The sequence below is a fragment of the Pseudomonas sp. Irchel s3a18 genome (genome assembly GCF_900187535.1).
In the GTDB taxonomy this organism is placed as follows: Bacteria; Pseudomonadota; Gammaproteobacteria; order Pseudomonadales; family Pseudomonadaceae; genus Aquipseudomonas.
Genome location: NZ_FYDV01000002.1, coordinates 329,124 through 355,551 on the forward strand (window position 1 = coordinate 329,124; position 26,428 = coordinate 355,551).

Below are 26,428 nucleotides of genomic sequence, written 5' to 3' on the forward strand. Positions count from 1 at the left end.
GGTGAGGAAAGTGGCGTTATTCCACGATGCTGGCACAGCGCTGTGAGGGGGCTCACTTAAAATAAGGGCTTTTTACTGAACTTCAAGCCACCCAAGGCAGAAGTTACTCATTGATTTAATGAGTAAAGCGCCAACAAAGCAATGGGGCGAGTGCTTCCCGTGCTTTCTGCTACCATGGCGGCTCTGTTACTTCAGGTGTCTGATCATGGCATTTCGCCCTCTTACGGCCAGAGCACCCGCCGTTCTGCTACGCGAAGCCAAACCGTTAAAAGCCATCCTTGGTCACGCGCAACGCTTGGGTCACTTGCAACGGTTGCTCGAAAGCCAACTGCAACCGGCCGCCCGTGAACACTGTCATGTGGCGTCCTGGCGCGAAGGCAGCTTGCTGCTGATCGTCACCGACGGGCACTGGGCCACCCGCCTGCGCTATCAGCAAAAACGCCTGCAACGGCAACTGCAGGCCTTCGACGAGTTCGCCAGCCTGACGCGGATTCTGTTCAAGGTTCAACCGCCTACCGTGCAGCACGGGGCGGCCGGCCACACCATGGATCTGTCGACCGATGCCGCGGCCACCATCCAGGCCACCGCCGACGGCATCAGCGATCCCAGCCTGCGGGCAGCGCTGGAACGGTTGGCGGCTCACGCCAAACCCAAAAGCTGATCTCGGAATCCAATACTGTGGGAGCGAGCTCCCACACTAGAAGACCGTGCCTGCCGTCAACGGCGTTTGCTGCCGCCAAGCAACGAACCCATCAAACCGCGAACCAGTTGCCGCCCCAACTGGTTGGCCGCCTGACGCATCGCGGATTTCAGCGCCTGCCCGGCCGCCGTGCCCAGGAACTCGCCAGCCTGTTCGGTGAAACTCGGCTCCTGCGCAGCCGACTTGCCCGGAACGGCCTCGGCCTCAGCGTCGGGCGCCAGGCCCTTGCGCCCCATCAGCACTTCATACGCCGACTCTCGATCGATCGGTTTGTCATACCGTCCGACCAACGGTGAACTGGTGATCAAGGCCGCGCGCTCGGATTCGCTCAACGGCCCGATCCGCGATTGCGGCGGTGCCACCAGGACCCTCTGGACCATTTCCGGCGTGCCTTTGTCCTGCAGCGTCCCCACCAGTGCCTCGCCAATCCCCAACTCCGTCAGCACCTCAAGGGCGCTGAATGCCGGGTTAGGCCGGAAGCCATCGGCCACTGCCTTCAGGGATTTCTGTTCTTTGGCGGTGAATGCCCGCAGGCCGTGCTGGATACGCAACCCCAGTTGCGCCAGCACGTCATCCGGCAAGTCGCCCGGTGACTGGGTGACGAAGTACACGCCGACGCCTTTGGAGCGGATCAGGCGCACCACCTGCTCCAGGCGCTCCTGCAAGGCCTTGGGGGTGTCGGCGAACAGTAAGTGCGCCTCATCGAAGAACAGCGCCAGCAGCGGTTTATCGGCATCGCCGCGCTCCGGCAATTGCTCGAACAACTCGGCCAGCAGCCATAGCAGAAAGGTCGCGTAGACCTTGGGCGCTTCGTGCACCAGGCGACTGGCATCGAGCAGGTGAATCCGCCCTCGACCATCGCTGGCGGGCGCCAGAATGTCTTGCAGTTGCAACGCAGGCTCACCGAACAGCGCTTCGGCGCCCTGCTGTTCCAGCGTCGCCAGGCGCCGCAACAGCGCCTGGCTCGAGCCGGTGGTCATCAGCGCGGCGTCATCGCCCAGCAACTCGGGATTGTCCTTGAGGTGATTGAGCAGCGCCTTGAGGTCCTTGAGGTCCAGTAACAACAACCCTTCGCGGTCCGCCACCTTGAACGCGGCATAGAGCGCCGACTGCTGGCTGTCGGTCAGCTCCAGCAGGCTGCCCAACAGCAACGGCCCCATTTCACTCAAGGTAGTGCGCAATGGATGGCCGGACTGACCATGGATATCCCACAGCGTGACCGGATAGGCCGCGGGCGAGTAATCGAGCCACGGCATGCCGGCGATCCGCTCGGCCACCTTGCCCTGTGGATTGCCCGCAGCCCCCAGCCCACACAAGTCACCCTTGATGTCCGCGGCAAATACCGCCACGCCGGCATCACTGAAGGACTCAGCCAAGCGTTGCAGGGTGACCGTTTTCCCGGTCCCTGTGGCACCGGCCACCAGGCCGTGGCGATTTGCCAGGCGCATCGCCTGGGCAATCGGTTGCCCCTTCAGGTCTGCACCGATAACGAGTTGCAATGAGTCAGGCATTTTGTCACCCATGGTTAAGCTTTGGTCCTACACAGCCGATAGAGATAAGCGAGAGACCAGACTGAAAATCAGGTCCGATAATTCCCTAAGGAAAGACGGAAATATCAACTTACGTGAACCAGCGCCTATTTTGCGCGCTTTTTATCGCAACACGCCCCACACAATAAGACCTTAGCGGACACCACAAGCCATGAATAAAAATCTGCGCTTCAGCCACAAAATCCTGCTTGCCGCCGCCCTCATCGTCATTGCCGCGTTCGCCACATTTACGCTGTACAACGACTACCTGCAGCGCAATGCGATTCGCCAGGACCTCGACAATTACCTGCATGAAATGGGCGATGTCACGGCGAGCAACATCCAGACCTGGCTGACCGGGCGCATTCTTCTGGTCGAAAACCTGGCCCAGAACATCGCCATCGACGCCGAAGACACCCAGGTTGCCGCACTGCTGGAACAGAAAGCCCTGACGTCGACTTTCATGGCGTCCTACCTGGGTGACGCCGGTGGCAGCTTCACCATCCGCCCGGACGTGAAAATGCCGGATGGCTTCGACCCGCGTGTTCGCCCCTGGTACAAAGGCGCTGAAAACAGCCCCATGGCTACCCTGACCGAACCCTATGTCGATGCGGCAACCGGCCAGACCATTATTTCCATCGCCACGGCCTCGAAAAAAGCCGGTAAAAGCGTGGGTGTCGTGGGGGGCGACCTGAGCCTGCAGACCCTGATCGACAACCTCAAGGCCCTGGACTTCGACGGCATGGGCTATGCCTTCCTGGTCAGCGCCGACGGCAAGATCCTGGTGCACCCGGACAAAGCCCTGGTGATGAAGTCCCTCACCGAGGCCTTCCCACATAACACCCCGCGCATCAGCAGCGACTTCACCGAAGTCGAGGTCGATGGCAATACGCGCATTGTCACCTTCACCCCCATCAAAGGCCTGCCATCGGTCAACTGGTACATCGGCCTGTCGGTGGACAAGGACAAAGCCTACGCCATGCTCAACGATTTCCGCGCCTCGGCGATCGTGGCCACGGTGATCGCGGTCGCCATCATCATTGCCTTGCTGGGCATGCTGATCCGTATCCTGATCCAGCCGCTGCACGTCATGACCCGCGCCATGCAGGACATTGCCGACGGTGAAGGCGACCTGACCCGCCGCCTGAGCATCCAGAACCAGGACGAATTCGGCCAGCTCGGCAACGCCTTCAACCGTTTTGTCGAACGCATCCACGGCTCGATCCGCGAAGTCTCGTCGGCCACCGAACAGGTCAACGAAGTCGCTTTGCGGGTGGTCAGCGCCTCCAACTCCTCGATGCTCAACTCAGACGAACAATCGAGCCGTACCAACAGCGTGGCCGCCGCGATCAATCAGCTGGGCGCCGCCGCCCAGGAAATCGCCCGGAACGCGGCGCAAGCCTCGCACCAGGCTAGCGACGCCCGCAGCCTGGCCGAAGACGGCCAGCAAGTGGTCGACCGTAGCATCGCGGCGATGAATCAACTGTCGAACATGCTCAGCGCCTCCAGCTCCAATATCGAGTCGCTGAACAGCAAAACCGTGAACATCGGGCAGATTCTCGAAGTGATCACCAGCATTTCCCAGCAAACCAATCTGCTGGCGCTCAACGCCGCCATCGAAGCGGCACGGGCCGGTGAAGCCGGACGCGGGTTTGCGGTGGTGGCCGATGAAGTGCGCAACCTGGCACACCGCACCCAGGAGTCGGCACAACAGGTTCAGACCATGATCGAGGAGTTGCAAGTCGGCGCTCGCGAATCGGTCAGCACCATGGGAGACAGTCAGCGGCATAGCCAGGACAGTGTAGAGATCGCCAACCTGGCCGGTGAACGCCTGAACAGCGTCACGTTGCGTATCGGCGAGATCGACGGCATGAACCAGTCGGTGGCCACCGCGACCGAGGAGCAGACCGCCGTGGTGGAGTCCATCAACATGGACATCACCGAGATCAACACCCTGAATCAGGAAGGCGTGGAAAACCTGCAATCCACCTTGCGCGCGTGCTCCGACCTGGAACAACAGGCGGCGCGACTCAAGCAGTTGGTCGGCAGCTTCCGGATTTAAGGCCCTTCAGGGCTTGCTTGTCGGCAAGTCCGTGCCAGCAGTCGTCGGCGCGGACACCTCCTGCAACTGCTCCCAGAGTTCGGCGGCACCGGGAAACTCGGTGCCGTCCTCGACACTCAGCTCATCCGGGTCGTAACGACTCAAACACCCCTCACCCAGGGTCGAGGGTGCCCTGGCGGTTGCTTTATCCAGTGGATCAGTCATTTTCCCTGCCTCCCCCAGACCGAGTGACGCAGAGCGTCACAGGCTGCATTCCCACGCAGAGCGAGGGAACGATCAGGGCCTGAAGCGATTGAACGCTCAGGCCCTTGTCTTTACAACCGCCGCGTCCGGTCAGAACACCACGGTCTTGTTGCCGTGCACCAGCACGCGATCTTCCAGGTGATAACGCAAACCACGGGCCAGCACCATCTTCTCGACGTCACGGCCGAAGCGCACCATATCTTCAATGCTGTCGCTGTGGCTGACGCGAACCACGTCCTGCTCGATGATAGGGCCGGCATCCAGCTCTTCGGTGACGTAGTGGCAGGTGGCGCCGATCAGCTTCACGCCACGCATCGAAGCCTGGTGGTAAGGCTTGGCCCCCACAAACGACGGCAGGAAGCTGTGGTGAATGTTGATGACCTTGTGTGCGTATTCAGTGCACAGCTCAGGCGGCAGGATCTGCATGTAGCGCGCCAGCACCACGACTTCAGCATCGTGCTGTTTGACCAGGCGCGAGACTTCGGTAAACGCAGGCACTTTGTTCTGCGGGTCAACCGGCACATGGTAATAAGGAATACCGTGCCACTCGACCATGCTACGCAGGTCGTTATGGTTGGAAATCACGCAGGCGATTTCGCAGTCCAGTTCGTCGCTGTGCCAGCGGTGCAGTAAGTCTGCCAGGCAGTGGGACTCACGACTGGCCATCAGGACTACGCGTTTTTTCTGCGCGGTGTCGGTGATGCGCCAGTCCATCGAGAACTCTTCGGCAATCGGCGCAAACGCCTCGCGGAATGCCTCAAGGCCGAATGGCAGCGAATCGGCACGAATTTCGTGACGCATGAAGAACCAGCCACTGAGATTGTCCGAGTGATGGCTCGCTTCAGTGATCCAGCCATTGTGTGACGCCAGAAAGTTACTGACTTTAGCAACGATGCCGACGCGGTCCGGGCAAGCAATCACTAGCCGAAAAGTGCGCATGGGGGGAGAACTCCAGAACTTCGCAAAGGCCGCCATTCTAGCGATTACGCAGCAAAACTGCAGTACTCCCGAACAATCGCGAGATGTGCCCGCCCCGTGGTCGGGCCTAATCGAGCCGGTTTTCCATGCTCGAATCCGATGCCGGCGTCTTTGAAAAACAGACAAAAATGGTTGTGTGAATAACTGTAACCCTCCCCACAGAAGTTTAATTCTCAGTCATTTTTTCATGCCATTGACATTAATCACCGCAAATTAAAGTTTGCTTTAATGTTTACTTGATGAAACACCCTGATTATTATTGCGCCACTGTCTCCCCGCTACTCAGCGACCAACATAAGGTAATCCTCATGTCCCTGATCAACGAATACCGCGCCACCGAAGAAGCAATCAAAGAGCTGCAGGCCCGTTTGAAGAACCTGTCCCAAGACGACAAACTGCAAACCGAGCTGGAATTCGAAGGCAAATTGCGCACCCTGATGGGCGAATACTCCAAATCCCTGCGCGACATCATCGCCCTGCTGGATCCGGAATCGAAAGTTAAAGCCCCACGCGGCGCAGTCAAAACTACCGGCACCAAACGTGCTCGCAAGGTTAAACAATACAAAAACCCGCACAACGGCGAAGTCATCGAAACCAAAGGTGGCAACCACAAAACGTTGAAAGAGTGGAAAGCCAAGTGGGGCGGTGACGTGGTTGAAAGCTGGGCGACCCTGCTGGGCTAAGCCTCGACACGTATCGCAGGTTCACTTGCGAACATCAAAAACGCCAGCGAATGCTGGCGTTTTTTTATGGCCGGCATTCGCCGGCTTCATGGCGTGTTTTCAAAGACCCAAACGTTTGCATAATTTGTCTGCGTACTCACGCCACTCATCCAGCACCTGGCGCTGAGTATTCGTGGCACTAAGCGCCCATTGCCCTATCGCTTCATAAAAGTCCTGCAAGGTATTGGGGGCACCCCATCGAGCGTCCGACAATCGTTGCTGGCAGAATAATTTCCAGCGCTCTTGCTCCGACGCACTCAACGTATCGGGGAAGTTGCGTGCGCGATATCGAAATAATAATTCCGGCAAACGCTCATCATCGAACGGCCATTGCTCTTGTGCTAATTGCTGCGGATCGGCCGCTCTGACTTGCTCGCATAAACGTCGATCCCGATCACCCATGAAGCCGTCGTACAACTGTTGCTCGGGATCCTCGCTCGGCGAGAAATCATCACGGGCATAAATGGCCGAAACTTTGTCTCGCCATAGTGTCTGTGCGTCACTTAGCCGCAGCGCCCGTGCCTGATACAACGCCATATCCAGTTGCAGCCGTTGCTGATCCTCGTCGCGCAACACCGATAACGGTGCCACCACCGGACAACGGTTAATTTGAATCAACTTGAGCGGCACCGGCAACTCACCCTCGCCAAGGTCTTCATGACGGGTATATAGGCGCTTACGCAAGGTCTCGGCGTCCAGATCCAGCAACCCCTGCGGATCCAGATGCAGGTCGCAGACAATCAAGGCATTGCGATTGCGCGGATGCCAGGCCAGTGGAAGGACAACCCCCACATAACTGCGGGCAGCCGAAAAGCGTCCGGAAATATGCACCATCGGCTGCAATAGACGAACTTGATCCATGACTTTCTGCTTGCTGCGCAACTTGAACAGCCAGTCGTAGAGTCTGGGCTGTTTGTCCCGGATCAACCGCGCCAGGGCAATGGTTGCGCGAACATCGGACAATGCATCGTGGGCCTGACCATGGTCGATGCCATTGGCGGCTGTCAGGCGCTCGAGTTTCAACGTGACGCGGCCATCCTCCTGCGGCCAGACGATACCGTCCGGGCGCAACGCATAGGCTGCACGCACGACATCGATCAGGTCCCAACGGCTGTTACCGCCCTGCCACTCTCGCGCATAGGGATCGAAAAAATTGCGGTAGAGGCTGTAGCGGGTCATTTCATCGTCAAAGCGCAAGGTGTTGTAACCAGCGCCACAGGTTCCGGGGGCCGCGAGTTGCCCATGAACCCGGGTCATGAAATCGGCTTCACACAACCCCTGACCGGCCAGCCGGCCCGGGGTAATCCCGGTGATCACGCACGCCGCCGGGTGAGGCAGGATGTCGTCGCTGGGCTGGCAATAGAGGTTGACCGGCTGATCGATCTCATTGAGGTCGAAATCGGTGCGAATACCGGCCACTTGCAGCGGTCGGTCGCAGCGCGGTGTGATGCCAGTGGTTTCGTAGTCGTACCAGAAGATGGAGGTCACGGGCTGTTCCTGAACTTGAGACCGGCGAAGTCTAGGCGCTCAAGCGCTGCGCCGACCAGTCATCTTGTCATTCAAGCCGTTATCGCCAACACCTTGTCAGACAGAGTTATCTCGTTCCCGGGCGAAGCAACCGACCCTCATGACAGCTGAACATCACACCGATGCCGACACTGGATAAAAGCTGAAATAGTGCCGCAAGGCACTCACCAGCTGCCCATATTCAGGCGGCACATGCTCTATCAGGAACCCGGCATCATAATGATGGGGCGTCGCATCTTCATGGCACCACAAGCAACAGGCCCGCAGGTCGATCACCTGCGCGACGCCGTCGCTGACTGGGATCTTCAAGCGCAAATCAAACACCGCGCCCACCATCATCGGCAACTGGCTGATGAGCATCAGCCCGTCTTCGCAGACACTGCCGATAGAGCCCATGGGCTTGTCGGTGACGCTGTTGAATACTTTCAGAAAACACGGCAACTGGTGCCGCTCGATCCGGCGTTCTGTGAACATGCTGGGTATCGCTTTGCCAGGACCCTTGGGCAGGGTCGCATTAATGCTTCGCAACGAGCCCGCATCGCTGGCTCGCTGTGCCTGATTCCGGGGGCGAACACCCTTGCTATCGAGGTGCTCGCATGACCTCTGCCGTTCACAGGTATCAACGACATTCAGGGAGAATACTCCAAACGTCTTGATCGAATACTAGCTCAAGGACGGCGCACGACCAGCCTTCAAATGATAATCAACATCACAGAGGCGCGGGCGTGCTCCTGGCACTGCTTCGTGCTGGATACCAGCCCAACGACTGCAGGGTCTCCAGCCGTGCGCGGGCACGGTAGGCGTACTCGTTGCCGGGATACTGGGCCATGATGAACTGGTAGGTATGGGCGGCGTCGACGTACAGTTTCTGACGTTCCAGGCACTGCCCGCGCAGCATCGATACCTCAGGCTGAATATAACGCCGCGCGCGGCTGTCACGGTCGACCTGGGACAGTTCGAGCATGACACGCTCGCAGTTGCCGGCGTCATAGGCGCGGTAGGCGGTGTTCAGGTGATGGTCCATCGACCAACGGGTGCAACCCACGGCACTGAGGGCAAGGGCAGCTATGAGCACGAATCGCATGGGGGTTCTCCTGTCTTGAGCTCTGTATCGACCCGGCGTCAAAAATCTTCAGTGCGGCTTGTTCAATAAAGAAAGCGATAAGTAGTGCAAACGAACAATGACTACAACTTCGCAGCATAGTAGCCTCACTCAGCGCTTGAACTCAGGAGTCTTTGCATGTCCGTCCGTCGTACCAAAATCGTCGCCACCCTTGGCCCAGCCAGTAACTCGCCGGAAGTTCTCGAACAGCTGATCCTGGCTGGCCTGGACGTTGCCCGCCTGAACTTCTCCCACGGCACCCCCGACGAGCACAAGGCTCGCGCCCAACTGGTCCGTGACCTCGCCGCCAAGCACGGCCGCTTCGTTGCCCTGCTGGGTGACCTGCAAGGCCCGAAAATCCGCATCGCCAAGTTCGCCAACAAGCGCATCGAGCTGAAGATTGGTGATCAGTTCACCTTCTCCACCAGCCATCCGCTGACCGAAGGCAACCAGCAAGTGGTCGGCATCGACTACCCGGACCTGGTCAAGGATTGCGGCGTGGGCGATGAGCTGCTGCTCGACGACGGCCGCGTAGTGATGCGCGTTGATACCGCCACCGCCACCGAACTGCACTGCACCGTGACCATCGGCGGCCCGCTGTCGGACCACAAAGGGATCAACCGTCGTGGTGGTGGCCTGACCGCTCCGGCCCTGACTGAAAAAGACAAGGCCGACATCAAGCTCGCCGCCGAAATGCAGGTCGACTACCTCGCCGTGTCTTTCCCGCGTGACGCCGCCGACATGGAGTACGCCCGTCAACTGCGCGACGAAGCCGGCGGTACTGCCTGGCTGGTGGCCAAGATCGAACGCGCCGAAGCCGTGGCCGACGACGAAACCCTCGACGGCCTGATCAAAGCGTCCGACGCCGTCATGGTGGCCCGTGGTGACCTGGGCGTGGAAATCGGCGACGCCGAACTGGTGGGCATTCAGAAGAAGATCATCCTGCACGCACGCCGTCACAACAAAGCGGTGATCGTGGCGACCCAGATGATGGAGTCGATGATCCAGAACCCGATGCCGACCCGTGCTGAAGTGTCCGACGTGGCCAACGCCGTGCTCGACTACACCGACGCCGTGATGCTCTCGGCCGAAAGTGCCGCGGGCCTGTACCCGCTGGAAGCCGTGCAAGCCATGGCGCGCATCTGTGTCGGCGCCGAAAAGCACCCGACCAGCAAAACCTCCAGCCATCGCATCGGCAAGGTGTTCGAAAGCTGCGACCAGAGCATCGCCCTGGCCGCCATGTACACGGCCAACCACTTCCCGGGCGTCAAGGCGATCATCGCGTTGACCGAAAGTGGCTATACCCCCCTGATCATGTCGCGTATCCGCTCTTCGGTACCGATCTACGCGTTCTCCCCGCACCGCGAAACCCAGGCCCGCGCGGCCATGTTCCGCGGCGTCTACACCGTACCGTTCGACCCGGCGTCCTTGCCGCCTGAGCAAGTCAGCCAGGCCGCCATCGACGAGTTGCTGGCACGTGGCGTGGTCGAGAAAGGCGACTGGGTCATCCTGACCAAGGGCGACAGCTACCACACCATCGGCGGCACCAACGGCATGAAGATCCTGCACGTTGGCGACAAGATGGTCTGAGTGATCGGTTGCTGAAAAACAAAAGCCCCGCCATGAGAATGGCGGGGCTTTTTGCTTTCTGATCCAACAAACGGATTGCCTGATCGGGCCTCATCGCGGGCAAGTCCAGCCACCGCAAACTCAATGTCGGTTGATAAACCCCGACAGCGCGGCAATCGCTTCCGGCGAGCGCAACCGTTGGACAAACAACTTGCCCTCCTCCTCGACCACCGCACGCAGCCGTTCGCGGTCGGGGGCTTTCATCAGCTGCTTGCTGATGCGCACCGCTTCCGGTGGCAGCTTGTCGAAACGCAACGCCATCTCGCGGGCCTTGGCGAAGGTAGCCTCTGCGTTCGGCAATACCTGGGTGGCAATGCCCCAGGCGGCAGCCTGCTCGCCGTTGAAACTTTCACCCAACAGCAACAGTTCGGCGGCTTTGGCCTGGCCGAGCAGTCGCGGCAGGATCAGACTTGAGCCAAACTCGGGGCACAGCCCCAGGTTGACGAATGGCATGCGCAGCTTGGCATCCGCGCTGACATAAACCAGATCGCAATGCAGCAGCAGCGTCGTGCCAATGCCCACCGCGGCACCGGCCACGGCGGCGACCACCGGCTTGCGGCATTCCAGCAGGCTGCGCATGAACCGGAACACCGGGCTGTCGAGGTCGCTGGGCGGCTCCTGGATGAAGTCCGCGATGTCGTTGCCGGCGGTAAAACACTCGTGGCTGCCGGTAATCAGTATCGCCTTAATCTGCGGATCGGCGTCAGCCTGCTGCAGGGCTTCGCCCAACTGACTGTACATCGCACGGGTCAGGGCGTTTTTCTTGTCCGGGCGGTTCAGGCGCAAGGTCAGCAGGCCGTGCTCGCGCTCTATCAAAATGGCGTCGGTCATGGTGAATCTCATGAAAAGAAAATCAGCGTTCAACCACGGGGCAGGAACACATCGGCCAGCAGTTGATTACGCGGTAGCCCCGCCAGGTACAGGCGCCGGGCAAAGGCGTCGACGCTGTCAGGGTGACCGCAGAGTAAAGCCAGGGTCTGCCGGGAAACAAGGCGCAATTGCGCCAAAGCCGCTGACTGCTCGGCCGTCGTCAGCAGTTCGACACTAAGGTTTTCACGGCTCGCCGCCAGCGCCACCAAGGGTTTGGCCAGGTAGTGCTCGCTGGCGTCATGGGCCAGGTGAATGACCCGGATCGGGCCTTGGTGATCCTGGCGCAATGCCTCGCGCAACACCCCGAACAATGGGGCCAGTCCTGTGCCGGCGGCCAGTAGCCAGAGTGGTCGGGCTTGCCAGTCGGGATCGTAATGCAGCGCACCGCCGCGCAGCTCACCCAGGCGGATCGGGTCACCGATTTTCAGCAAACGCGCCGCATCGCTGAAGGCCCCCGGCAAGCGGCAATCCAAGTGAAACTCGAGAAAACGATCTTCCTGCGGCAGGCTGGCCAGTGAGTAGGGCCTGGCCACCTGACCGGCCCACAGCACCAGATGCTGCCCGGCCTGATAACGCAGCGGTCGCTCGGGTTGCAAGCGCAGGCGCAGGACGGTGGGGCTCAGCCAGTCTGCGGCCTGGACAACGGCAGGCAAGCCGTCGCGCACGGGATCGAACACCGCCACCTGCAGATCATCGACCACCTCGCACTGGCAGGCCAACCGCCAGCCTCGCTGGCGCTGATCCGCACTCAGCGCATCCGGTCGGCGATCACTGACCTCGCCGTGCAGGCAATGCACCAGGCAGGCATGGCAACTGCCCGCGCGACAGCTGTAAGGCACCTGCATCCCGTTGCGGTTCAAGGCATCGAGCAGGTTGCTGCCAGCCGCCACCGTCCATTGCTGTTCGCCCACGCGCAACTCAGGCATCGGCACTTTCCCAAGCCGCGGCGCAGCGGTTACGGCCATCGCGCTTGGCGCGATACAACGCCTGGTCGGCGCGGTGCAGCGCGTCGTCCAGATCCTCCTCCGCCTCAAGCAGGGTCATGCCGGCGGACAGGCTCAAATCCCGCACGTTCAGGCCGACCAACTCGACGCCGGTGAAAGCAACGCGCAGGCGCTCGCAACAGGTCGTCAGGCGTTCGGGATCAGAATCGGGCAGCAACAACACAAACTCTTCTCCGCCATAACGCGCCACCACATCGCCATCGCGCAGACAGGCGGTGGCGACAGCGGCGAAGGCCTGCAACACCTGATCGCCGGCCGCATGACCGTGGAGATCATTGATGCGTTTGAAATGATCAAGGTCAATCAGCGCCAGGCCATGCGCGACGCCAGGCTCCATGCGCTGCAGTTCGCGGGTCGCCAGGCGCAGAAAATGCCGTCGATTGAACAACCCGGTCAACTCATCGGTGGCCACCAGGTCTTCGAGCTGGCGCATCATCCCGCGCAAGGTGTCCTGGTGCGCCTGCAAGGCAAATCGTCGTTGCCGCATGCGCAGGCGCGAGGCCTGAACATAACTGGCATACAGCGCCAGCCAGACCAGCACGATAAACAGTACACAGACTTGCAGCGCCGCCAGCGTCGGGTCCGCCAACTCAAAGTGATAACCTTCCCAGAGGTTGATGCCGGCAAAGCTGAAGAACACCAGGGCCGCACAGCGGACAAACGTTCGGCGCGGCAAATGGAACAGTCCGAACAATAGAATCAGGACGTAGAACACCAGGAAGGCACCACGGGCCGAGTCCAGGTAGGCGATGAGCCAGCTCTGCCAACCGATCCCCAGCAGCACCTGGACTTCAGTCAGGCTGGGATCGGCAAAGCGCAGGTTGCGCCCGGTATAGAACAGTGTAAACAGCAGCGACTGACAGGCCATCACCAACACCGTGCCGATCACCGCGCCCAGTACAGAGCCTTGGTAATGCCCGCTGAGAACGGCCAGCCACAGCAGCAGTAACGCCAGCGCATACGTGCCCGTCGCCAGAATAAAGCGCTTGAGCAAAAGACTCTGGATCGCGTTATGGGCCAATCGTTGACTCACCGTGCAGAGGATGGCTGATAAGAGTGTCCTACCCTAAAAGGCCTGCTGTCACTTTAGTGTTGCTGCTCGAAAATGACCATTCAATTTTCGAGGCCCCCCCTCGCCCCCGCGATCCAGGCATGCGACCTTCGTTTGACTGCCGGCGGGTGTGCCCGGCCTTGATGCGCGGTATACTGCCGCGCCTTTTTAGCGTCGCGCCAGCAACCCCGGCGTGCCTTGAAAGGTGTTTGCAGCCGACCGATGCACCCCAACTGCAAGCACCTTTATTAAATGTTCCCGTCTTTTAGAGGAGCGCGACTCATGACCGTGATCAAGCAAGACGACCTGATTCAGAGCGTTGCTGACGCCCTGCAGTTCATTTCCTACTACCACCCCGTGGACTTTATCCAGGCGATGCACGAGGCCTACCTGCGCGAAGAGTCGCCGGCAGCCCGCGATTCGATCGCGCAGATCCTGATCAACTCGCGCATGTGCGCCACCGGCCACCGCCCGATCTGCCAGGACACAGGTATCGTCACCGTGTTTGTCCGCGTGGGCATGGACGTGCGCTGGGATGGCGCGACCATGAGCCTGGACGACATGATCAACGAAGGCGTGCGTCGCGCTTACAACCTGCCGGAAAACGTCCTGCGTGCCTCGATCCTCGCCGACCCGGCGGGCGCTCGTAAAAACACCAAGGACAACACCCCGGCAGTGATCCACTACTCGATCGTCCCGGGTAACACCGTGGAAGTCGACGTGGCGGCCAAGGGCGGCGGTTCCGAGAACAAGTCGAAAATGGCCATGCTCAACCCGTCCGACTCGATCGTCGACTGGGTGCTGAAAACCGTCCCGGAAATGGGCGCCGGCTGGTGCCCACCAGGCATGCTCGGCATCGGCATCGGCGGCACCGCCGAGAAAGCCGCCGTCATGGCCAAGGAAGTGTTGATGGAATCCATCGACATCCACGAGCTCAAGGCCCGTGGCCCACAGAACCGCATTGAAGAAATGCGCCTGGAGCTGTTCGAGAAGGTCAACCAGTTGGGCATCGGCGCCCAGGGCCTGGGTGGCCTGACCACCGTGCTCGACGTGAAGATCATGGACTACCCGACCCACGCCGCGTCCCTGCCGGTGTGCATGATCCCGAACTGCGCCGCGACCCGTCACGCGCACTTCGTGCTCGACGGTTCCGGCCCGGCGTCCCTGGAAGCGCCACCGCTGGACGCCTACCCGGAAATCGTCTGGGAAGCCGGCCCGTCGGCCCGTCGCGTCAACCTCGACACCCTGACCCCGGAAGAAGTACAGAGCTGGAAGCCGGGCGAAACCGTCCTGCTCAACGGCAAGATGCTCACCGGTCGCGACGCGGCGCACAAGCGCATGGTCGAGATGCTGAACAAGGGCGAAACCCTGCCGGTAGACCTCAAGGGTCGCTTCATCTACTACGTCGGCCCGGTTGATCCGGTGCGCGACGAAGTGGTTGGCCCGGCAGGCCCGACAACGGCCACTCGGATGGACAAGTTCACCCGCCAGATCCTCGACCAGACCGGCCTGCTGGGCATGATCGGCAAATCCGAGCGCGGTCCGACCGCCATCGAGGCGATCAAGGACCACAAAGCCGTTTACCTGATGGCCGTGGGCGGCGCGGCTTACCTGGTGGCGCAAGCGATCAAGAAGTCCCGCGTTGTCGCGTTCGCCGAGCTGGGGATGGAAGCCATCTACGAGTTCGACGTCAAGGACATGCCAGTGACCGTTGCGGTCGACAGCAAGGGCGAGTCGGTGCACATCACCGGCCCGGCCATCTGGCAGCAGAAAATCAGTGAAAGCCTGGCGGTAGAAGTGCAGTAAGAAGCACTTAACCCCTGGAACAAGGAAGCCGCGTTGTTTGCAAAAACAGCGCGGTTTTTTTATGCGCCTCTGTAGCCCCGTCACCCCACAGGGTCTTGTTGCGTTTTCCCAGGCAGTTTCGGTGTAAACCCACCTCAGGACTCAATCCGTTCCAACACATCAATAGCCTTTCAACCAGGCAAAGGTTTCTGAATGGTTCTCCAGCGACTTCGGTCAAGTGCTGATGGAGCACTGCATGCTATCGTGCGCACCCCGAACCTGTAGCCTGTGCCAACAGCATGCCGACCCTTTTTCGCCCCCTGCGCCTGACGCTCTACATCCTGCTCATCGTTGCCGGCACCGTCCTGATGGCTAGCGCTGCCATGCGCCACGCCGAGCGCCAGGCCCAGGAAGACGACGCCGAGCGCGCCAATCAGCAACTGGCGCTGTACGCCAACTCCCTGCACACCCTGATCGAACGTTACCGCGCCCTGCCCGCCGTACTGGCACTGGACCCGGAGCTGCGTTCGGCCCTGGATGGCCCGGTGAGTGCGCAGCAACAGGAATCACTGAACCGCAAACTCGAAAAAATCAACGGCGCGGCAGAGTCGTCCACCCTCGAGTTGCTCGATCGCACCGGCCTTGCGGTGGCCGCCAGCAACTGGCGCTTGCCCAGCAGCTACGTCGGCCACAACTACGGCTTTCGCCCCTATTTCAGCCAAACTCGCAGCCAGGGTACCGGGCGCTTCTATGCGGTGGGTGTAACCAGCGGGATTCCCGGCTACTTTTTGTCGAGTGCGGTCACCAACGATAGCGGCGAGTTTCTCGGCGCCATGGTGGTGAAGCTCGAATTTCCGGAACTGGAGCGCGAATGGCGCCAGGGCACCGACACGCTGCTGGTAAGCGATGCCCGCGGCATCGTGTTTATCGCCAACCAGCCGGGCTGGCGCTATCGCCTGCTGGAAACCCTGTCGGACACCGATCGTGCCGAGCTCAAGGCCACGCGCCAGTACGACAAGCAAGCGCTCGTCCCGCTGGCCCATCAAATGATCCGGCGGTTTGACGACAACAGCTACCTGGCCCGTGTCGATAGCCCGCAGGGTTCGGCCGAGTACCTGTGGGAGTCACTGCCACTGAGCACCGAAGGCTGGACCCTGCACCTGTTGCGCCGCCCCCAGGTCACGTTCGAGGACTTGCGTAACGCGGGGCTGGCCGCCGCCGGACTGTGGCTGACCCTGGTGTTCCTGCTGTTGTTTCTCAGTCAGCGCTGGCGCTTGGCCAAGTTGCGCCAGCGCAGCCGCGAAGAACTCGAACGCCTGGTCGAAGAGCGCACCCGTGACCTGCGCACCGCGCAGGACGGCTTGGTGCAGTCGGCCAAACTCGCCGCGTTGGGGCAGATGTCGGCGGCCCTGGCCCACGAAATCAACCAGCCGCTGACCGCTCAGCGCATGCAATTGGCAACCTTGCGCCTACTGCTTGAGCATGGGCGGGTCGATGATGCCTACAAAGCATTGAAACCTTTGGACGACATGCTGACCCGCATGGCGGCCCTCACCGGCCACCTGAAAACCTTCGCCCGCAAAAGCCCCAGCGGCTTGCGCGAGCGGCTGGACCTGGCGGCAGTGGTCGATCAATCCTTGCAGTTGCTCGATACCCGCGTGCGCGATGAACAGGTCGATTGCGTGGTGCAACTGACTCGCCCGGCCTGGGTCCGTGGCGACGCGATCCGGCTGGAACAGGTCATGATCAATCTGCTGCGCAACGCCCTCGACGCCATGCGTGACAAACCGCTCAAGCGGCTGCACATCCAGCTGCAAGCCGATGATCAACTGTGGCGCCTGAGCGTTGCCGACAGCGGTGGCGGTATCGCCGAGCAGGACCTGCCGAATGTGTTCGACCCCTTCTTCACTACCAAGCCGGTGGGTGATGGCCTGGGCCTCGGACTGGCCGTATCCTTTGCCATCATCCATGAACTCGGTGGCCGCCTGAGCGCCGACAACCAGGGCGACGGCGCGATCTTCACCGTCACCCTGCCGATCGATCTGGAGGCGCACATTCAATGCTGAACTCGGTAATCCTGGTTGATGACGAACGCAGTATCCGCGACGCGGTCGAGCAGTGGCTGAGCCTCTCGGGGTTCGACGTGAAACTGTTCAGCCGCGCCGAGGAATGCCTGGCGCACCTGCCGGCCCACTTCCCCGGGGTGATTCTCAGCGATGTGCGCATGCCGGGCATGAGTGGCCTTGAATTGCTGGCGAAACTGCAACACCAGGACGTGGACTTACCGGTGATCCTGCTGACCGGTCATGGCGATGTGCCGATGGCGGTCGAAGCCATGCGCGAGGGTGCCTACGACTTCCTCGAAAAGCCCTTCAGCCCCGAGACCTTGCTCAACAGCCTGCGCCGGGCGCTGGACAAGCGGCGGCTGGTGCTGGAAAACCGGGCCCTGCACGAACAGGCCGACCACCGCAGCCGACTCGAGGCCAGCCTGCTGGGTGTTTCCCAGGGCTTGCAGACCCTGCGCCGACAAGTGCTGGACCTCGCGGCGCTGCCGGTGAATGTGCTGATCCGCGGCGAAACCGGCAGTGGCAAGGAACTGGTAGCCCGTTGCCTGCATGATTTTGGCTCACGCGCCGATAAACCCTTTGTGGCCCTGAACTGTGCGGCGATCCCCGAGCAACTGTTCGAGGCCGAGCTGTTCGGTCACGAAAGCGGCGCCTTCACCGGCGCTCAGGGCAAACGCATCGGCAAACTGGAATACGCCGATGGCGGCACCCTGTTCCTCGATGAGATCGAAAGCATGCCGTTGGCGCAGCAGGTCAAACTGCTGCGAGTGCTGCAGGACAAAAAACTTGAGCGACTGGGCGCCAACCAGAGCATTGATGTCGACCTGCGCATCATCGCCGCGACCAAACCCGATCTGCTGGATGAAGCCCGCGCCGGACGTTTTCGCGAAGACCTGGCCTATCGGCTGAACGTTGCGCAATTGCGCCTGCCGCCGTTGCGCGAGCGCCGTGAAGACATTCCCTTGCTGTACGAACATTTCGCCCAGGCCGCGGCGCAACGACTGGGGCGCAGCCACGGGCCCCTGAGCGGTGCGCAATTGAGCCGGCTGCTGAGTCACGACTGGCCCGGTAACGTGCGCGAACTGGCCAACGTGGCCGAGCGTCAGGTCCTGGGGCTGGATGAACCGGAACCCGCCGCAATCGAGACCGGCCAGTCCCTCGCCGCCCAACAGGAAGCCTTCGAAGCCCAATGCCTGCGCGCCGCGCTGACCCGCCACAATGGCGATATCAAGGCCGTCCTCGAAGAGCTGCACCTGCCGCGCCGCACCTTCAATGAAAAAATGCAGCGCCACGGCCTCACCCGAGAAATGTTCCTGCCCTGAACCCTCGAGCGATCAACACCTATAAGCGGATTTCCGCTCATCAATTTCAGGTGATGAGCGATATCTCGCTCACAAAAACAACCACACCCCTCTAAACCGGCCCTCTCCAACTTGGCACAGCTCCTGCAATAGACCCTGCAGGCTGCGTTTTTGCGCGCTCCACAAAAACAATTAAATGAAGGATCCGTCATGGATAACTCACAAGCCCTGCCTCTTGGGTCGGCTGCTTCGCCTGCCAAAGTAAGAACCACGGCCAGCCGCATCAAATCGATTTTCAGCGGTTCCGTCGGCAACATGGTCGAGTGGTACGACTGGTACGTCTACGCCGCATTCTCCCTGTACTTTGCAAAAACCTTCTTCCCTGCCGGCTCTTCCACTGCACAGTTAATGAATACCGCAGCGATCTTCGCCGTCGGCTTCCTGATGCGTCCTATCGGTGGCTGGCTGATGGGCATTTACGCCGACCGTGTCGGCCGTAAAGCCGCGTTGATGGCCTCGGTCTACCTGATGTGCTTCGGCTCGTTACTTATCGCCCTGAGCCCTAGTTACGAAACCATCGGTATTGGTGCGCCGATCCTGCTGATCTTTGCCCGATTGCTGCAAGGCCTGTCGGTCGGCGGCGAGTATGGCACCTCAGCCACTTACCTCAGCGAAATGGCGACCAAGGAGCGCCGTGGCTTCTTCTCCAGCTTCCAGTACGTGACCCTGATTTCCGGCCAGCTCATCGCACTGGGCGTGCTGATCGTGCTGCAAAACACCCTGACCACCGAACAGCTGTATGCCTGGGGCTGGCGTATCCCGTTCGCCATCGGCGCCCTGTGTGCAGTGGTAGCGTTGTATTTGCGTCGCGGGATGGAAGAAACCGAGTCGTTCACCAAGAAAGAAAAGTCCAAAGAAAGCACCATGCGCACGCTGATGCGTCACCCCAAGGAGTTGCTGACCGTGGTCGGCCTGACCATGGGCGGCACCCTGGCGTTCTACACCTACACCACGTACATGCAGAAGTACCTGGTGAACACGGTGGGCATGAGCATCAGCGACTCCACCACCATTTCGGCGGCCACCCTGTTCCTGTTCATGTGCCTGCAACCGATCATTGGCGGCTTGTCGGATAAAATCGGTCGTCGCCCGATCCTGATCGCCTTCGGTGTGCTGGGGACCCTGTTCACCGTGCCGATCCTGATGACCCTGCACACCATCCAGACCTGGTGGGGCGCGTTCTTCCTGATCATGGCCGCCCTGATCATCGTCAGCGGCTACACCTCGATCAATGCCGTGGTCAAAGCCGAACTGTTCCCGACCGAAATTCGCGCACTGGGCGTAGGCCTGCCATACGCGCTGACCGTGTCGATCTTCGGCGGCACCGCCGAGTACATCGCCCTGTGGTTCAAGAGCATCGGCATGGAAACCGGCTACTACTGGTACGTAACTGCGTGCATCGCCGTGTCGCTGGTGGTGTACATCACTATGAAGGACACTCGCAAACACTCGCGGATCGTGACTGACTGACGGCCACTCATCCGCCGGCTTCTACAGGCCTTGTAGGAGCCGGCGGGTACACCTGCCACACCGCTTTCGCCCGTGAATCTTCGACATACCGCTCCTGCAATCTCCCCTCGCCGCACTCCCCCCGCTCCCTCGAAAAGACACCACTCGTTCATCCCGCGATGATTAATGATCGGTTAATTCCCGGTTGTCATTCTTCTGCCATCTGAATCCCTATCGACGTCTCGTCCGTACAGAGAATGCAGGCCTGGGAAGCCGTGCCTGAAAGCAATCTGCGACACTGAATACATCTAATAAATCGATACTTAAAGGCAAATATTTGCGCTTTTTAATCAAATTCATCCGCGTAGTATGAATTCCATACCCAACGCACAACACGTCAACGCATCTGGAGCACACACCATGAAAACCAAACTGATCCTCGCCCTGACCTTCTCCGTACTGGCCGCCAACACCTTTGCCGCCGATGGTTTTGAGCGCACCGGTTCTGCTGTCGCCGCTGATGGTTACGATCGCACTGGCGCTGCCACTCTCGCCGCCGACGGCTTCGACCGCACCCCACAAGGCCAGACCGTTGCCGAAGGTGGTCGTGATCGCCTGGAAGAAAAAGGCCTGGTTGAAGATGGCTACGACCGCACCGGTTCCGCCACCGTCGCTCAAGATGGTTTTGACCGCACCGGCTCCGCCACTCTCGCCTCTGACGGCTTCGATCGCACCGGCTCGGCTTCCATCAGCTGACAGCTGAACGCGGCATCACAGCCCGGCCTCGGCCGGGCTTAGTCGTTTTTACGGGGCAGGAACCCGAGCAAAAAAGCCTTGGAGTAATTCGCGCACGCCTTGCACTATTGCACCCTTTCCCCGCCCTGGAACCGCGCCCATGCCTGACGATATCCACTTCTACGAACCCGCCCTGGGCCACGGTCTGCCCCATGACCCGTTCAATGCCATCGTCGGTCCGCGGCCTATCGGCTGGATTTCATCACAGGACGCCCAAGGCCGGCTGAACCTGGCGCCCTACAGCTTTTTCAACGCGTTCAACTACATTCCGCCGATCATCGGGTTCTCGAGCGTGGGTCGCAAAGACAGCCTGAACAACATCGAACAGACCGGCGAGTTCGCCTGGAACCTGGCCACTCGCCCGTTGGCAGAGCAGATGAACCAGAGCTGCGCCATGGTGGCGCCCGACATCAACGAATTCGAACTGGCCGGGCTCACGACCGTGGCCTCGAAGATCATTCAGGTACCGCGCGTCGCCCAAAGCCCGGTGTCCTTCGAGTGCAAGGTCACCCAGATCATTCAGTTGCAGCGCGCAGACAAGGAAGTGGTGCCGAGCTGGCTGGTCCTCGGCGAAGTGGTCGCCGTGCATATCGCCAAGTGGTTGCTCAAGGATGGGGTCTACGACACCGCCGCGGCAGAGCCGATTCTGCGCGGCGGCGGCCCGGCGGACTATTTCCAGGTGGGCCCGGAGGCCTTGTTCAAAATGTTCCGTCCGGGGGCAAGCGGGCGGTGATTACCAGACCAGTTCACCGTCTTCGCTGACGTCGGCCAAGTGCTCGAGTTGCTGCTCGGCGGCCTGATCGGCCTCAAGGGCGGTCTTGAACGTCTGTTCGATGAGGACTTTATTAAAGCGCGGGGCGCCCGAGCCACCCAGTGCCTTGACGGCGATCGCGGCGTTGTAGCCTTCCTCAGCGCGTACCGCGGCTGAAACGGCTTCGAATTGTGCAAACTCTTTACGTGCCATGTTGCGGATCCTGGCCAATGGAAAGTCGGCCATTCTAAACCCTCAGCAGGCCAACTGCTGCATGGCCGAGGCGTTGAACTGTGGGTACTCACCGCGCGCCTGTTGCGCCGACACGTCGCTGAAGGTGTGAAAATCCAGGTGATTGACCACCAGTTCCTGCACCAACTCGCCGAATATCGCCATGGCCGGACTGCCGAAATAGGCAGTCATGGCCTGCTGGTCGGCCCAGAAGCCAGACACCAGCCACAAATCGGGGTCGCACAACGAGTGCTGCAAGGCGAAGTGCAGGCACCCGCGCGCCTGGCGCGAAGGTTCGATCAGGCTGCTCAAGCGCGCACCCAACTCCATCGAGCGTCCCGCTCGGGCACGGACAAACGCCATATGGCTGACGGGGATTTGCATGGACATGTTCGAGTCTCCCTGGGTGTCGACGGTCCGCAGCCTTGAGAGAGGCGGCGACAGGAACAGAGGTTAAGCACCTGGCTCAAGGGGCGTTAGTCGATTCCTGCCGGCTTGTTGCACAATCCTGCATCGGCACGGGATCGCTGCCACACCCATCCCCACCTGAGCAATGAACGCCACTGGGTGTTTCGAGCAAGTTTTTCAGTGCACCCGGCAGATTTTCCATGCTTCACTGGACGACACAGCAGGATCAGGCAAGTTTTGCGCAGGATCGGCCTACCGCCCTGCCTTGCACAAATTTAAGCTGTGCCCATTCCATCAGCCTTGCCGAGGATGTGCCCATGACGTCTCTGGATTCCACCCACGCCCCGCTGGACGCCAACCTGGAACAACAACGCGTGGAACTCTCGGCAATCATCGGCCGTAACACCTGCGAAGACGGCAGCTACGCGACCGCCATCGGTTCGTTGTTCCTGTCGCGCCACAGCCAGTCCCACGAGTTCGCCCCGGTGCTCGCGCAACCTGCGCTGTGCATCATGGCCCAAGGCCGCAAAGAGGTGCACCTGGCGGACGAAGTCTTCAACTACGACCCACTCAACTACCTGGTGGTCTCGGTCTCGATGCCGCTGAGCGGACGGGTGGTGAATGTCTCGCCCCAGGAACCGATCCTCGCCCTGCGCCTGGACATCGACCCCGCGGAGATCACCGCGTTGATCGCCGACGCTGGCCCCCTCGGCGTCCCCACCCGCCCCGTCGGGCGCGGCCTGTATGTCGAGCAACTGGATCAACCGATGCTCGATGCCGTGCTGCGCCTGGCACGCCTGCTCGACACACCGAAAGACATCGCCATGCTCGCACCGCTGGTGCGCCGGGAGATTCTCTATCGTTTGCTGCGCAGCCCCCAAGGCCACCGGTTGTATGAAATAGCGATCGCCAACAGCCAGAGCCATCGCATCAGCCAGGCCATCAAATGGCTCAACGGCAACTACGAGCAACCCTTGCGCATTGACGACCTGGCCCGGGAAGTGAACCTGAGTGTGTCGACCCTGCACCACCGCTTCAAGGCGATGACGGCCATGAGTCCACTGCAGTATCAGAAGCAACTGCGCCTGCAAGAGGCGCGGCGCCTGATGCTGGCCGAGGGCATCGACGCCTCCGCCGCCGGTTACCGTGTCGGCTATGAAAGCCCCTCACAGTTCAGCCGTGAATACAGCAGGCTGTTCGGCGCTCCGCCGTTGCGGGATCTGGCGCGGTTGCGGATATCGGTTTAATCAGAATCTTCGGCGGGCAAATGGAACACCGCCCGTGACCACCTCTGACCTCAGGCGCCCAGTACCCGACAGGCTTCGGACGGAATAGTCACCGACACCGGATTGCCGATGCTCAGGCCGATGTCCTGGCACGGTGTGCTCAGGGCAGTCAGCGAAACGCCGGAACACTCGACCGTGGTTTCGATGGTCGCGCCGATATCCCGTACAAAAGTCACTTTGCCCAGTAGCCGGTTACCCGCCGTCGCCTGAGGATGGGACAGTTGCAAGTCCTCGGGACGCACCAGCATCTTGACCTTCTCGCCCACCACGATGCTACTGCAGATCGGCACCTGCAGGGCATCGCCACCTGGCAAGCCGACCTTGCCATCACCCAATGCGGTGGCCGGGAAAATGTTGCCCGAACCGATGAAGTCCGCCACAAACTCGTTGGCCGGGTGGCGGTAGATCTCGATCGGCGTACCAATCTGCTGGATCCGGTGCTCACCCAGTACCACCACGATATCGGCCATGGTCATGGCTTCACGCTGGTCGTGAGTGACCAGGATGGTGGTGATGTTCAGGCGTTGCTGCAACTGACGGATTTCCACCTGCATCGACTCACGCAGCTTGGCGTCCAGTGCTGACAGCGGCTCATCGAGCAACAGGATTTTCGGATGCGCGGCAATCGCCCGGGCAATCGCCACTCGTTGACGCTGGCCGCCGGACAGTTTCGACACCGGACGGTCGACCATCTGCTGCAGCTGAATCAGTTGCAGCAGCTCAGTGACCCGCGTCTGCTGGTCGCTCTTGCTCACGCCGCGCAGCTTCAAGGGATAGGCGATGTTCTCGCCGACGGTCATGTGCGGGAACAGCGCCAGGGATTGAAACACCATGCCGAAGTTGCGCAGGTGCGCGGGTGTATTACCAATGTCTTCGCCGTCCAGGCGAATCTCCCCGCCACTAAGGGTTTCCAGGCCCGCGATCATGCGCAGCAAGGTGGTTTTACCGCAGCCCGAGGGCCCGAGAAAACACACCAGCTTGCCCTCGGGCAAATGCAGGTTGACGTCTTTTACCGCGCAAGCCGAGCCGTAATGTTTCTCGACGTTTTCCAGAATCAGACCAGTCATGTTGCTCACCTCAAATCAAAAGGAAACGCCACCTTCACCGACCAGCTTCTCCAACGCCCAGATCAGGACGAAGTCGATCAGCACGATCAGCACGGCAAACGAAAATACGGTGGGGTCCAGCGATGACACGGTGCGGCTGTACATCCAGATCGGCACGGTCATGACATCGATGGTGTAGAGGAAGTAGGTCACGGTGAATTCGTTGAACGAGACGATGAATGCCAGCAGCATCCCCGCCAGGATCCCCGACTTCATCAGCGGTACCACCACATCGAAAATGGCCCGGGTCGGCGAAGCACCAAGCATCTGCGCTGCTTCTTCGACTTCGCTGCCAATGGAAAGCATTGCCGCCGTGCAGTTCTTCACCACGAATGGCAGGGCCAGGATCACGTGGGCAATCACCAGCCGCGAGGTGGTCATCTGGAATGGCAGGCTGTCGAACACCAACAGCAAGGCCAGCCCCAGCACCACCATCGGAAACACCAGCGGCAGCGACATCAATTGCAACGCCACGGCCTTGCCACGAAACTCGCAACGGGTCAGCGCATAGGCAGCCGGCACCGCGATGAGCGTGGCGAAGATCATGGTCAGGCATGACACCATCAGGCTGGTGCTCATGGCCGTGCCCAGGCTCAGCACATCGCTGGCGTCCGGCGAAACGAAGGTGTGCCAGGCGGCCTTGTACCATTGCAGGCTGTAGCTGCTGGGCGGGAAGTCGAGGTTCGACGCGCCACTGAACGACATGACGATCATGGTCAGGATCGGCAGCACCGCCAGCAGCAGGATGAAACCGGACAACACGCCGGCAAACCTGCCGGTATCGCCGGGCAACAACGACTGGCGCTTCTTGATCAAGGTGCTCATTGCGAAGCCTCCAGCATGCGCCGACGACGGCCGGTGATGTATTCGGACAGGGTCATGATGGCCAGGGTGGTAACGATCAACACCACGCCTGCCGCGGACGCGGCCGGCCAGTTCATCAGCGGCGCAATCTGGTCGTGCACCATCACCGCCAGCATCGGCACGCGTCGGCCGCCGAGCAGCAACGGCACCACAAAACTGCTGGCGTTGTAGGCGAAGACCAGGGTCGCACCGGTGATGATCCCCGGCAGGCTCATGGGCAACACGACCTGGCGGAACACCTGCAAGCGGCTGGCGCCGAGGGTCGCGGCGGCTTCTTCATAGGTCCGGGCAACGCCGCGCATGGCACTGGCAATCGGCAGGACGGCCAACGGAAACGCGGTTTGCACCAGCCCCATCAATACGCCGTTCTGGTTGTACAGCAGCATGATCGGGCGCTGAATCAGGCCCAGGCCCATCAAGGCCTGGTTGAGCATGCCACCGGGGCCCAGGATCACCAGCCAGCCATAGCTTTGCAGCAGCAGATTGACCAGCAACGGCAACAGCACCGCCGCCAGAAACACCCGGCGCAGCAAGGGTGAAGTCAGGCGCGACATGGTGTACGCCACCGGAATCGCCAGCAGCACCGCGATCACCGCGCTGATCAATGCCAGGCGCAGGGTCAGCAGCAAGGACTTGAGGTAGTAAGGCTCCAGCAACTGGGCGTAGCTGGCCAGGCTGAAACCGCTCCACTCCGCGCCTTTGGTGCCAACGCTCATGCGCAGCACCAAGAGGCTGGCGGCAATCAGCACACCGAGAAACAGCATCGAGGGCGTCAGGAGAAACCAGGCGCGCAGCGTCGGTGAAACGCCGAGGTGGCGGCGCACGACAGCTGCGCCGACCGGGTGGGTCAGGGGTTGGTGTTCCATAGCAAGGGTCTCGTCAATGGAAAACAAAAAACCTGGAGTCGCA

Annotated in this window: 25 protein-coding genes; 11 read left to right on the plus strand and 14 right to left on the minus strand. The window is 60.7% G+C overall.

Annotation, left to right across the window (positions count from 1 at the left end; all coding sequences use genetic code 11):
* The first annotated feature begins 205 nt into the window (after positions 1-205).
* Positions 206-661 carry a DUF721 domain-containing protein gene (locus CKW29_RS04695; protein WP_095145236.1) on the plus strand — a complete coding sequence of 152 codons (456 nt, stop codon included), beginning with the start codon at positions 206-208 and terminating at the stop codon, positions 659-661.
* A 56-nt stretch (positions 662-717) separates the two neighbouring features.
* Here the strand turns inward: CKW29_RS04695 and CKW29_RS04700 are convergent, their stop codons facing one another.
* Positions 718-2,211, minus strand: a complete 1,494-nt coding sequence (locus CKW29_RS04700) for a helicase HerA-like domain-containing protein (RefSeq protein WP_095145339.1) — start codon at positions 2,209-2,211, stop codon at positions 718-720.
* A 190-nt stretch (positions 2,212-2,401) separates the two neighbouring features.
* On the opposite strand from CKW29_RS04700, the gene CKW29_RS04705 reads away from it, so the two are divergent.
* A complete protein-coding gene (locus tag CKW29_RS04705) occupies positions 2,402-4,291 on the plus strand; it encodes a methyl-accepting chemotaxis protein (RefSeq protein WP_095145235.1) in 1,890 nt (629 codons plus the stop codon).
* Between the two features lie 6 nt (positions 4,292-4,297).
* Here CKW29_RS04705 and CKW29_RS04710 read toward each other — a convergent pair whose 3' ends face one another.
* Both CKW29_RS04710 and purU read right to left on the minus strand, forming a co-directional pair.
* Positions 4,298-4,495 carry a hypothetical protein gene (locus tag CKW29_RS04710; protein ID WP_095145234.1) on the minus strand — a complete coding sequence of 66 codons (198 nt, stop codon included), beginning with the start codon at positions 4,493-4,495 and terminating at the stop codon, positions 4,298-4,300.
* A 129-nt stretch (positions 4,496-4,624) separates the two neighbouring features.
* Entirely contained in the window at positions 4,625-5,473 is an 849-nt protein-coding gene (gene purU, locus CKW29_RS04715) for a formyltetrahydrofolate deformylase (protein ID WP_095145233.1), read from the minus strand.
* A gap of 347 nt (positions 5,474-5,820) precedes the next feature.
* Here purU and mvaT point away from each other — a divergent pair, with 347 nt between their 5' ends.
* Positions 5,821-6,195 (plus strand): histone-like nucleoid-structuring protein MvaT, encoded by a 375-nt coding sequence (mvaT, locus tag CKW29_RS04720; protein WP_083356977.1) that lies wholly within the window; start codon positions 5,821-5,823, stop codon positions 6,193-6,195.
* Positions 6,196-6,294: 99 nt separating this feature from the next.
* Here the strand turns inward: mvaT and sbcB are convergent, their stop codons facing one another.
* From sbcB to CKW29_RS04735, 3 genes are all read right to left on the minus strand, one after another.
* Positions 6,295-7,722, minus strand: a complete 1,428-nt coding sequence (gene sbcB, locus CKW29_RS04725; protein WP_095145232.1) for an exodeoxyribonuclease I — start codon at positions 7,720-7,722, stop codon at positions 6,295-6,297.
* Positions 7,723-7,875: 153 nt separating this feature from the next.
* On the minus strand, positions 7,876-8,235 hold the full coding sequence (locus CKW29_RS04730) for a pilus assembly protein PilZ (protein ID WP_095145231.1): 360 nt from the start codon (positions 8,233-8,235) through the stop codon (positions 7,876-7,878).
* Between the two features lie 235 nt (positions 8,236-8,470).
* Positions 8,471-8,845: a tol-pal system YbgF family protein gene (locus CKW29_RS04735; protein ID WP_095145230.1), complete on the minus strand. Its 375-nt coding sequence runs from the start codon at positions 8,843-8,845 to the stop codon at positions 8,471-8,473.
* 156 nt (positions 8,846-9,001) lie between these two features.
* Here CKW29_RS04735 and pyk point away from each other — a divergent pair, with 156 nt between their 5' ends.
* On the plus strand, positions 9,002-10,453 hold the full coding sequence (gene pyk / locus CKW29_RS04740) for a pyruvate kinase (RefSeq protein WP_095145229.1): 1,452 nt from the start codon (positions 9,002-9,004) through the stop codon (positions 10,451-10,453).
* A 120-nt stretch (positions 10,454-10,573) separates the two neighbouring features.
* Here pyk and CKW29_RS04745 read toward each other — a convergent pair whose 3' ends face one another.
* Genes CKW29_RS04745 through CKW29_RS04755 form a run of 3 tightly spaced genes read right to left on the minus strand, consistent with a single transcriptional unit; the run spans position 10,574 to position 13,387 of the window.
* A complete protein-coding gene (locus CKW29_RS04745; protein ID WP_095145228.1) occupies positions 10,574-11,323 on the minus strand; it encodes an enoyl-CoA hydratase-related protein in 750 nt (249 codons plus the stop codon).
* Between the two features lie 29 nt (positions 11,324-11,352).
* Positions 11,353-12,288, minus strand: a complete 936-nt coding sequence (locus tag CKW29_RS04750; RefSeq protein WP_095145227.1) for an iron-sulfur-binding ferredoxin reductase — start codon at positions 12,286-12,288, stop codon at positions 11,353-11,355.
* A complete protein-coding gene (locus CKW29_RS04755; RefSeq protein WP_095145226.1) occupies positions 12,281-13,387 on the minus strand; it encodes a diguanylate cyclase in 1,107 nt (368 codons plus the stop codon). Before CKW29_RS04755 ends, CKW29_RS04750 begins: the two co-directional genes overlap by 8 nt.
* Positions 13,388-13,699: 312 nt before the next feature.
* Here CKW29_RS04755 and CKW29_RS04760 point away from each other — a divergent pair, with 312 nt between their 5' ends.
* The 6 genes from CKW29_RS04760 to CKW29_RS04785 all read left to right on the plus strand — a co-directional run bounded on the left by CKW29_RS04760 (position 13,700) and on the right by CKW29_RS04785 (position 21,606).
* Positions 13,700-15,223: a fumarate hydratase gene (locus CKW29_RS04760; RefSeq protein ID WP_095145225.1), complete on the plus strand. Its 1,524-nt coding sequence runs from the start codon at positions 13,700-13,702 to the stop codon at positions 15,221-15,223.
* A gap of 278 nt (positions 15,224-15,501) precedes the next feature.
* Positions 15,502-17,268, plus strand: coding sequence for an ATP-binding protein (locus CKW29_RS04765; protein WP_095145224.1), 1,767 nt, complete (start codon positions 15,502-15,504; stop codon positions 17,266-17,268).
* The gene (locus tag CKW29_RS04770; RefSeq protein WP_095145223.1) at positions 17,262-18,590 is read left to right on the plus strand and encodes a sigma-54 dependent transcriptional regulator; all 1,329 of its coding nucleotides are present in this window, start codon (positions 17,262-17,264) and stop codon (positions 18,588-18,590) included. Before CKW29_RS04765 ends, CKW29_RS04770 begins: the two co-directional genes overlap by 7 nt.
* A 189-nt stretch (positions 18,591-18,779) precedes the next feature.
* On the plus strand, positions 18,780-20,099 hold the full coding sequence (locus CKW29_RS04775) for an MFS transporter (protein ID WP_095145222.1): 1,320 nt from the start codon (positions 18,780-18,782) through the stop codon (positions 20,097-20,099).
* A gap of 399 nt (positions 20,100-20,498) precedes the next feature.
* Positions 20,499-20,834, plus strand: coding sequence for a hypothetical protein (locus CKW29_RS04780; protein ID WP_095145221.1), 336 nt, complete (start codon positions 20,499-20,501; stop codon positions 20,832-20,834).
* Positions 20,835-20,973: 139 nt separating this feature from the next.
* On the plus strand, positions 20,974-21,606 hold the full coding sequence (locus tag CKW29_RS04785) for a flavin reductase family protein (RefSeq protein ID WP_095147996.1): 633 nt from the start codon (positions 20,974-20,976) through the stop codon (positions 21,604-21,606).
* Here the strand turns inward: CKW29_RS04785 and CKW29_RS04790 are convergent, their stop codons facing one another.
* Both CKW29_RS04790 and CKW29_RS04795 read right to left on the minus strand, forming a co-directional pair.
* A complete protein-coding gene (locus CKW29_RS04790) occupies positions 21,607-21,870 on the minus strand; it encodes a hypothetical protein (protein ID WP_095078590.1) in 264 nt (87 codons plus the stop codon).
* A 9-nt stretch (positions 21,871-21,879) separates the two neighbouring features.
* Positions 21,880-22,245 carry a putative quinol monooxygenase gene (locus CKW29_RS04795; RefSeq protein ID WP_095145219.1) on the minus strand — a complete coding sequence of 122 codons (366 nt, stop codon included), beginning with the start codon at positions 22,243-22,245 and terminating at the stop codon, positions 21,880-21,882.
* A gap of 335 nt (positions 22,246-22,580) precedes the next feature.
* On the opposite strand from CKW29_RS04795, the gene CKW29_RS04800 reads away from it, so the two are divergent.
* Positions 22,581-23,510 (plus strand): AraC family transcriptional regulator, encoded by a 930-nt coding sequence (locus CKW29_RS04800; RefSeq protein WP_095147997.1) that lies wholly within the window; start codon positions 22,581-22,583, stop codon positions 23,508-23,510.
* Between the two features lie 50 nt (positions 23,511-23,560).
* Here CKW29_RS04800 and CKW29_RS04805 read toward each other — a convergent pair whose 3' ends face one another.
* Genes CKW29_RS04805 through CKW29_RS04815 form a run of 3 tightly spaced genes read right to left on the minus strand, consistent with a single transcriptional unit; the run spans position 23,561 to position 26,385 of the window.
* Positions 23,561-24,616 (minus strand): ABC transporter ATP-binding protein, encoded by a 1,056-nt coding sequence (locus tag CKW29_RS04805; RefSeq protein WP_095145217.1) that lies wholly within the window; start codon positions 24,614-24,616, stop codon positions 23,561-23,563.
* Between the two features lie 15 nt (positions 24,617-24,631).
* Positions 24,632-25,480, minus strand: a complete 849-nt coding sequence (locus CKW29_RS04810; protein WP_095145216.1) for an ABC transporter permease — start codon at positions 25,478-25,480, stop codon at positions 24,632-24,634.
* The gene (locus tag CKW29_RS04815) at positions 25,477-26,385 is read right to left on the minus strand and encodes an ABC transporter permease (RefSeq protein ID WP_095145215.1); all 909 of its coding nucleotides are present in this window, start codon (positions 26,383-26,385) and stop codon (positions 25,477-25,479) included. The genes CKW29_RS04810 and CKW29_RS04815 overlap by 4 nt, the downstream gene beginning before the upstream one ends.
* Between the last annotated feature and the right edge of the window lie 43 nt (positions 26,386-26,428).

Coding starts and splice junctions, on each gene's coding strand:
- CKW29_RS04790 (WP_095078590.1), bottom strand. CDS start 21,870: ATGGCCGACTTTCCATTGGCCAGGATCCGCAACATGGCACGTAAAGAG.
- CKW29_RS04805 (WP_095145217.1), bottom strand. CDS start 24,616: ATGACTGGTCTGATTCTGGAAAACGTCGAGAAACATTACGGCTCGGCT.
- CKW29_RS04735 (WP_095145230.1), bottom strand. CDS start 8,845: ATGCGATTCGTGCTCATAGCTGCCCTTGCCCTCAGTGCCGTGGGTTGC.
- CKW29_RS04800 (WP_095147997.1), top strand. CDS start 22,581: ATGACGTCTCTGGATTCCACCCACGCCCCGCTGGACGCCAACCTGGAA.
- CKW29_RS04700 (WP_095145339.1), bottom strand. CDS start 2,211: ATGCCTGACTCATTGCAACTCGTTATCGGTGCAGACCTGAAGGGGCAA.
- purU (WP_095145233.1), bottom strand. CDS start 5,473: ATGCGCACTTTTCGGCTAGTGATTGCTTGCCCGGACCGCGTCGGCATC.
- CKW29_RS04795 (WP_095145219.1), bottom strand. CDS start 22,245: ATGTCCATGCAAATCCCCGTCAGCCATATGGCGTTTGTCCGTGCCCGA.
- CKW29_RS04775 (WP_095145222.1), top strand. CDS start 18,780: ATGGATAACTCACAAGCCCTGCCTCTTGGGTCGGCTGCTTCGCCTGCC.
- CKW29_RS04770 (WP_095145223.1), top strand. CDS start 17,262: ATGCTGAACTCGGTAATCCTGGTTGATGACGAACGCAGTATCCGCGAC.
- CKW29_RS04810 (WP_095145216.1), bottom strand. CDS start 25,480: ATGAGCACCTTGATCAAGAAGCGCCAGTCGTTGTTGCCCGGCGATACC.
- CKW29_RS04745 (WP_095145228.1), bottom strand. CDS start 11,323: ATGACCGACGCCATTTTGATAGAGCGCGAGCACGGCCTGCTGACCTTG.
- mvaT (WP_083356977.1), top strand. CDS start 5,821: ATGTCCCTGATCAACGAATACCGCGCCACCGAAGAAGCAATCAAAGAG.
- CKW29_RS04695 (WP_095145236.1), top strand. CDS start 206: ATGGCATTTCGCCCTCTTACGGCCAGAGCACCCGCCGTTCTGCTACGC.
- CKW29_RS04780 (WP_095145221.1), top strand. CDS start 20,499: ATGAAAACCAAACTGATCCTCGCCCTGACCTTCTCCGTACTGGCCGCC.
- CKW29_RS04785 (WP_095147996.1), top strand. CDS start 20,974: ATGCCTGACGATATCCACTTCTACGAACCCGCCCTGGGCCACGGTCTG.
- CKW29_RS04705 (WP_095145235.1), top strand. CDS start 2,402: ATGAATAAAAATCTGCGCTTCAGCCACAAAATCCTGCTTGCCGCCGCC.
- CKW29_RS04765 (WP_095145224.1), top strand. CDS start 15,502: ATGCCGACCCTTTTTCGCCCCCTGCGCCTGACGCTCTACATCCTGCTC.
- CKW29_RS04750 (WP_095145227.1), bottom strand. CDS start 12,288: ATGCCTGAGTTGCGCGTGGGCGAACAGCAATGGACGGTGGCGGCTGGC.
- CKW29_RS04710 (WP_095145234.1), bottom strand. CDS start 4,495: ATGACTGATCCACTGGATAAAGCAACCGCCAGGGCACCCTCGACCCTG.
- CKW29_RS04760 (WP_095145225.1), top strand. CDS start 13,700: ATGACCGTGATCAAGCAAGACGACCTGATTCAGAGCGTTGCTGACGCC.
- CKW29_RS04730 (WP_095145231.1), bottom strand. CDS start 8,235: ATGTTCACAGAACGCCGGATCGAGCGGCACCAGTTGCCGTGTTTTCTG.
- pyk (WP_095145229.1), top strand. CDS start 9,002: ATGTCCGTCCGTCGTACCAAAATCGTCGCCACCCTTGGCCCAGCCAGT.
- CKW29_RS04815 (WP_095145215.1), bottom strand. CDS start 26,385: ATGGAACACCAACCCCTGACCCACCCGGTCGGCGCAGCTGTCGTGCGC.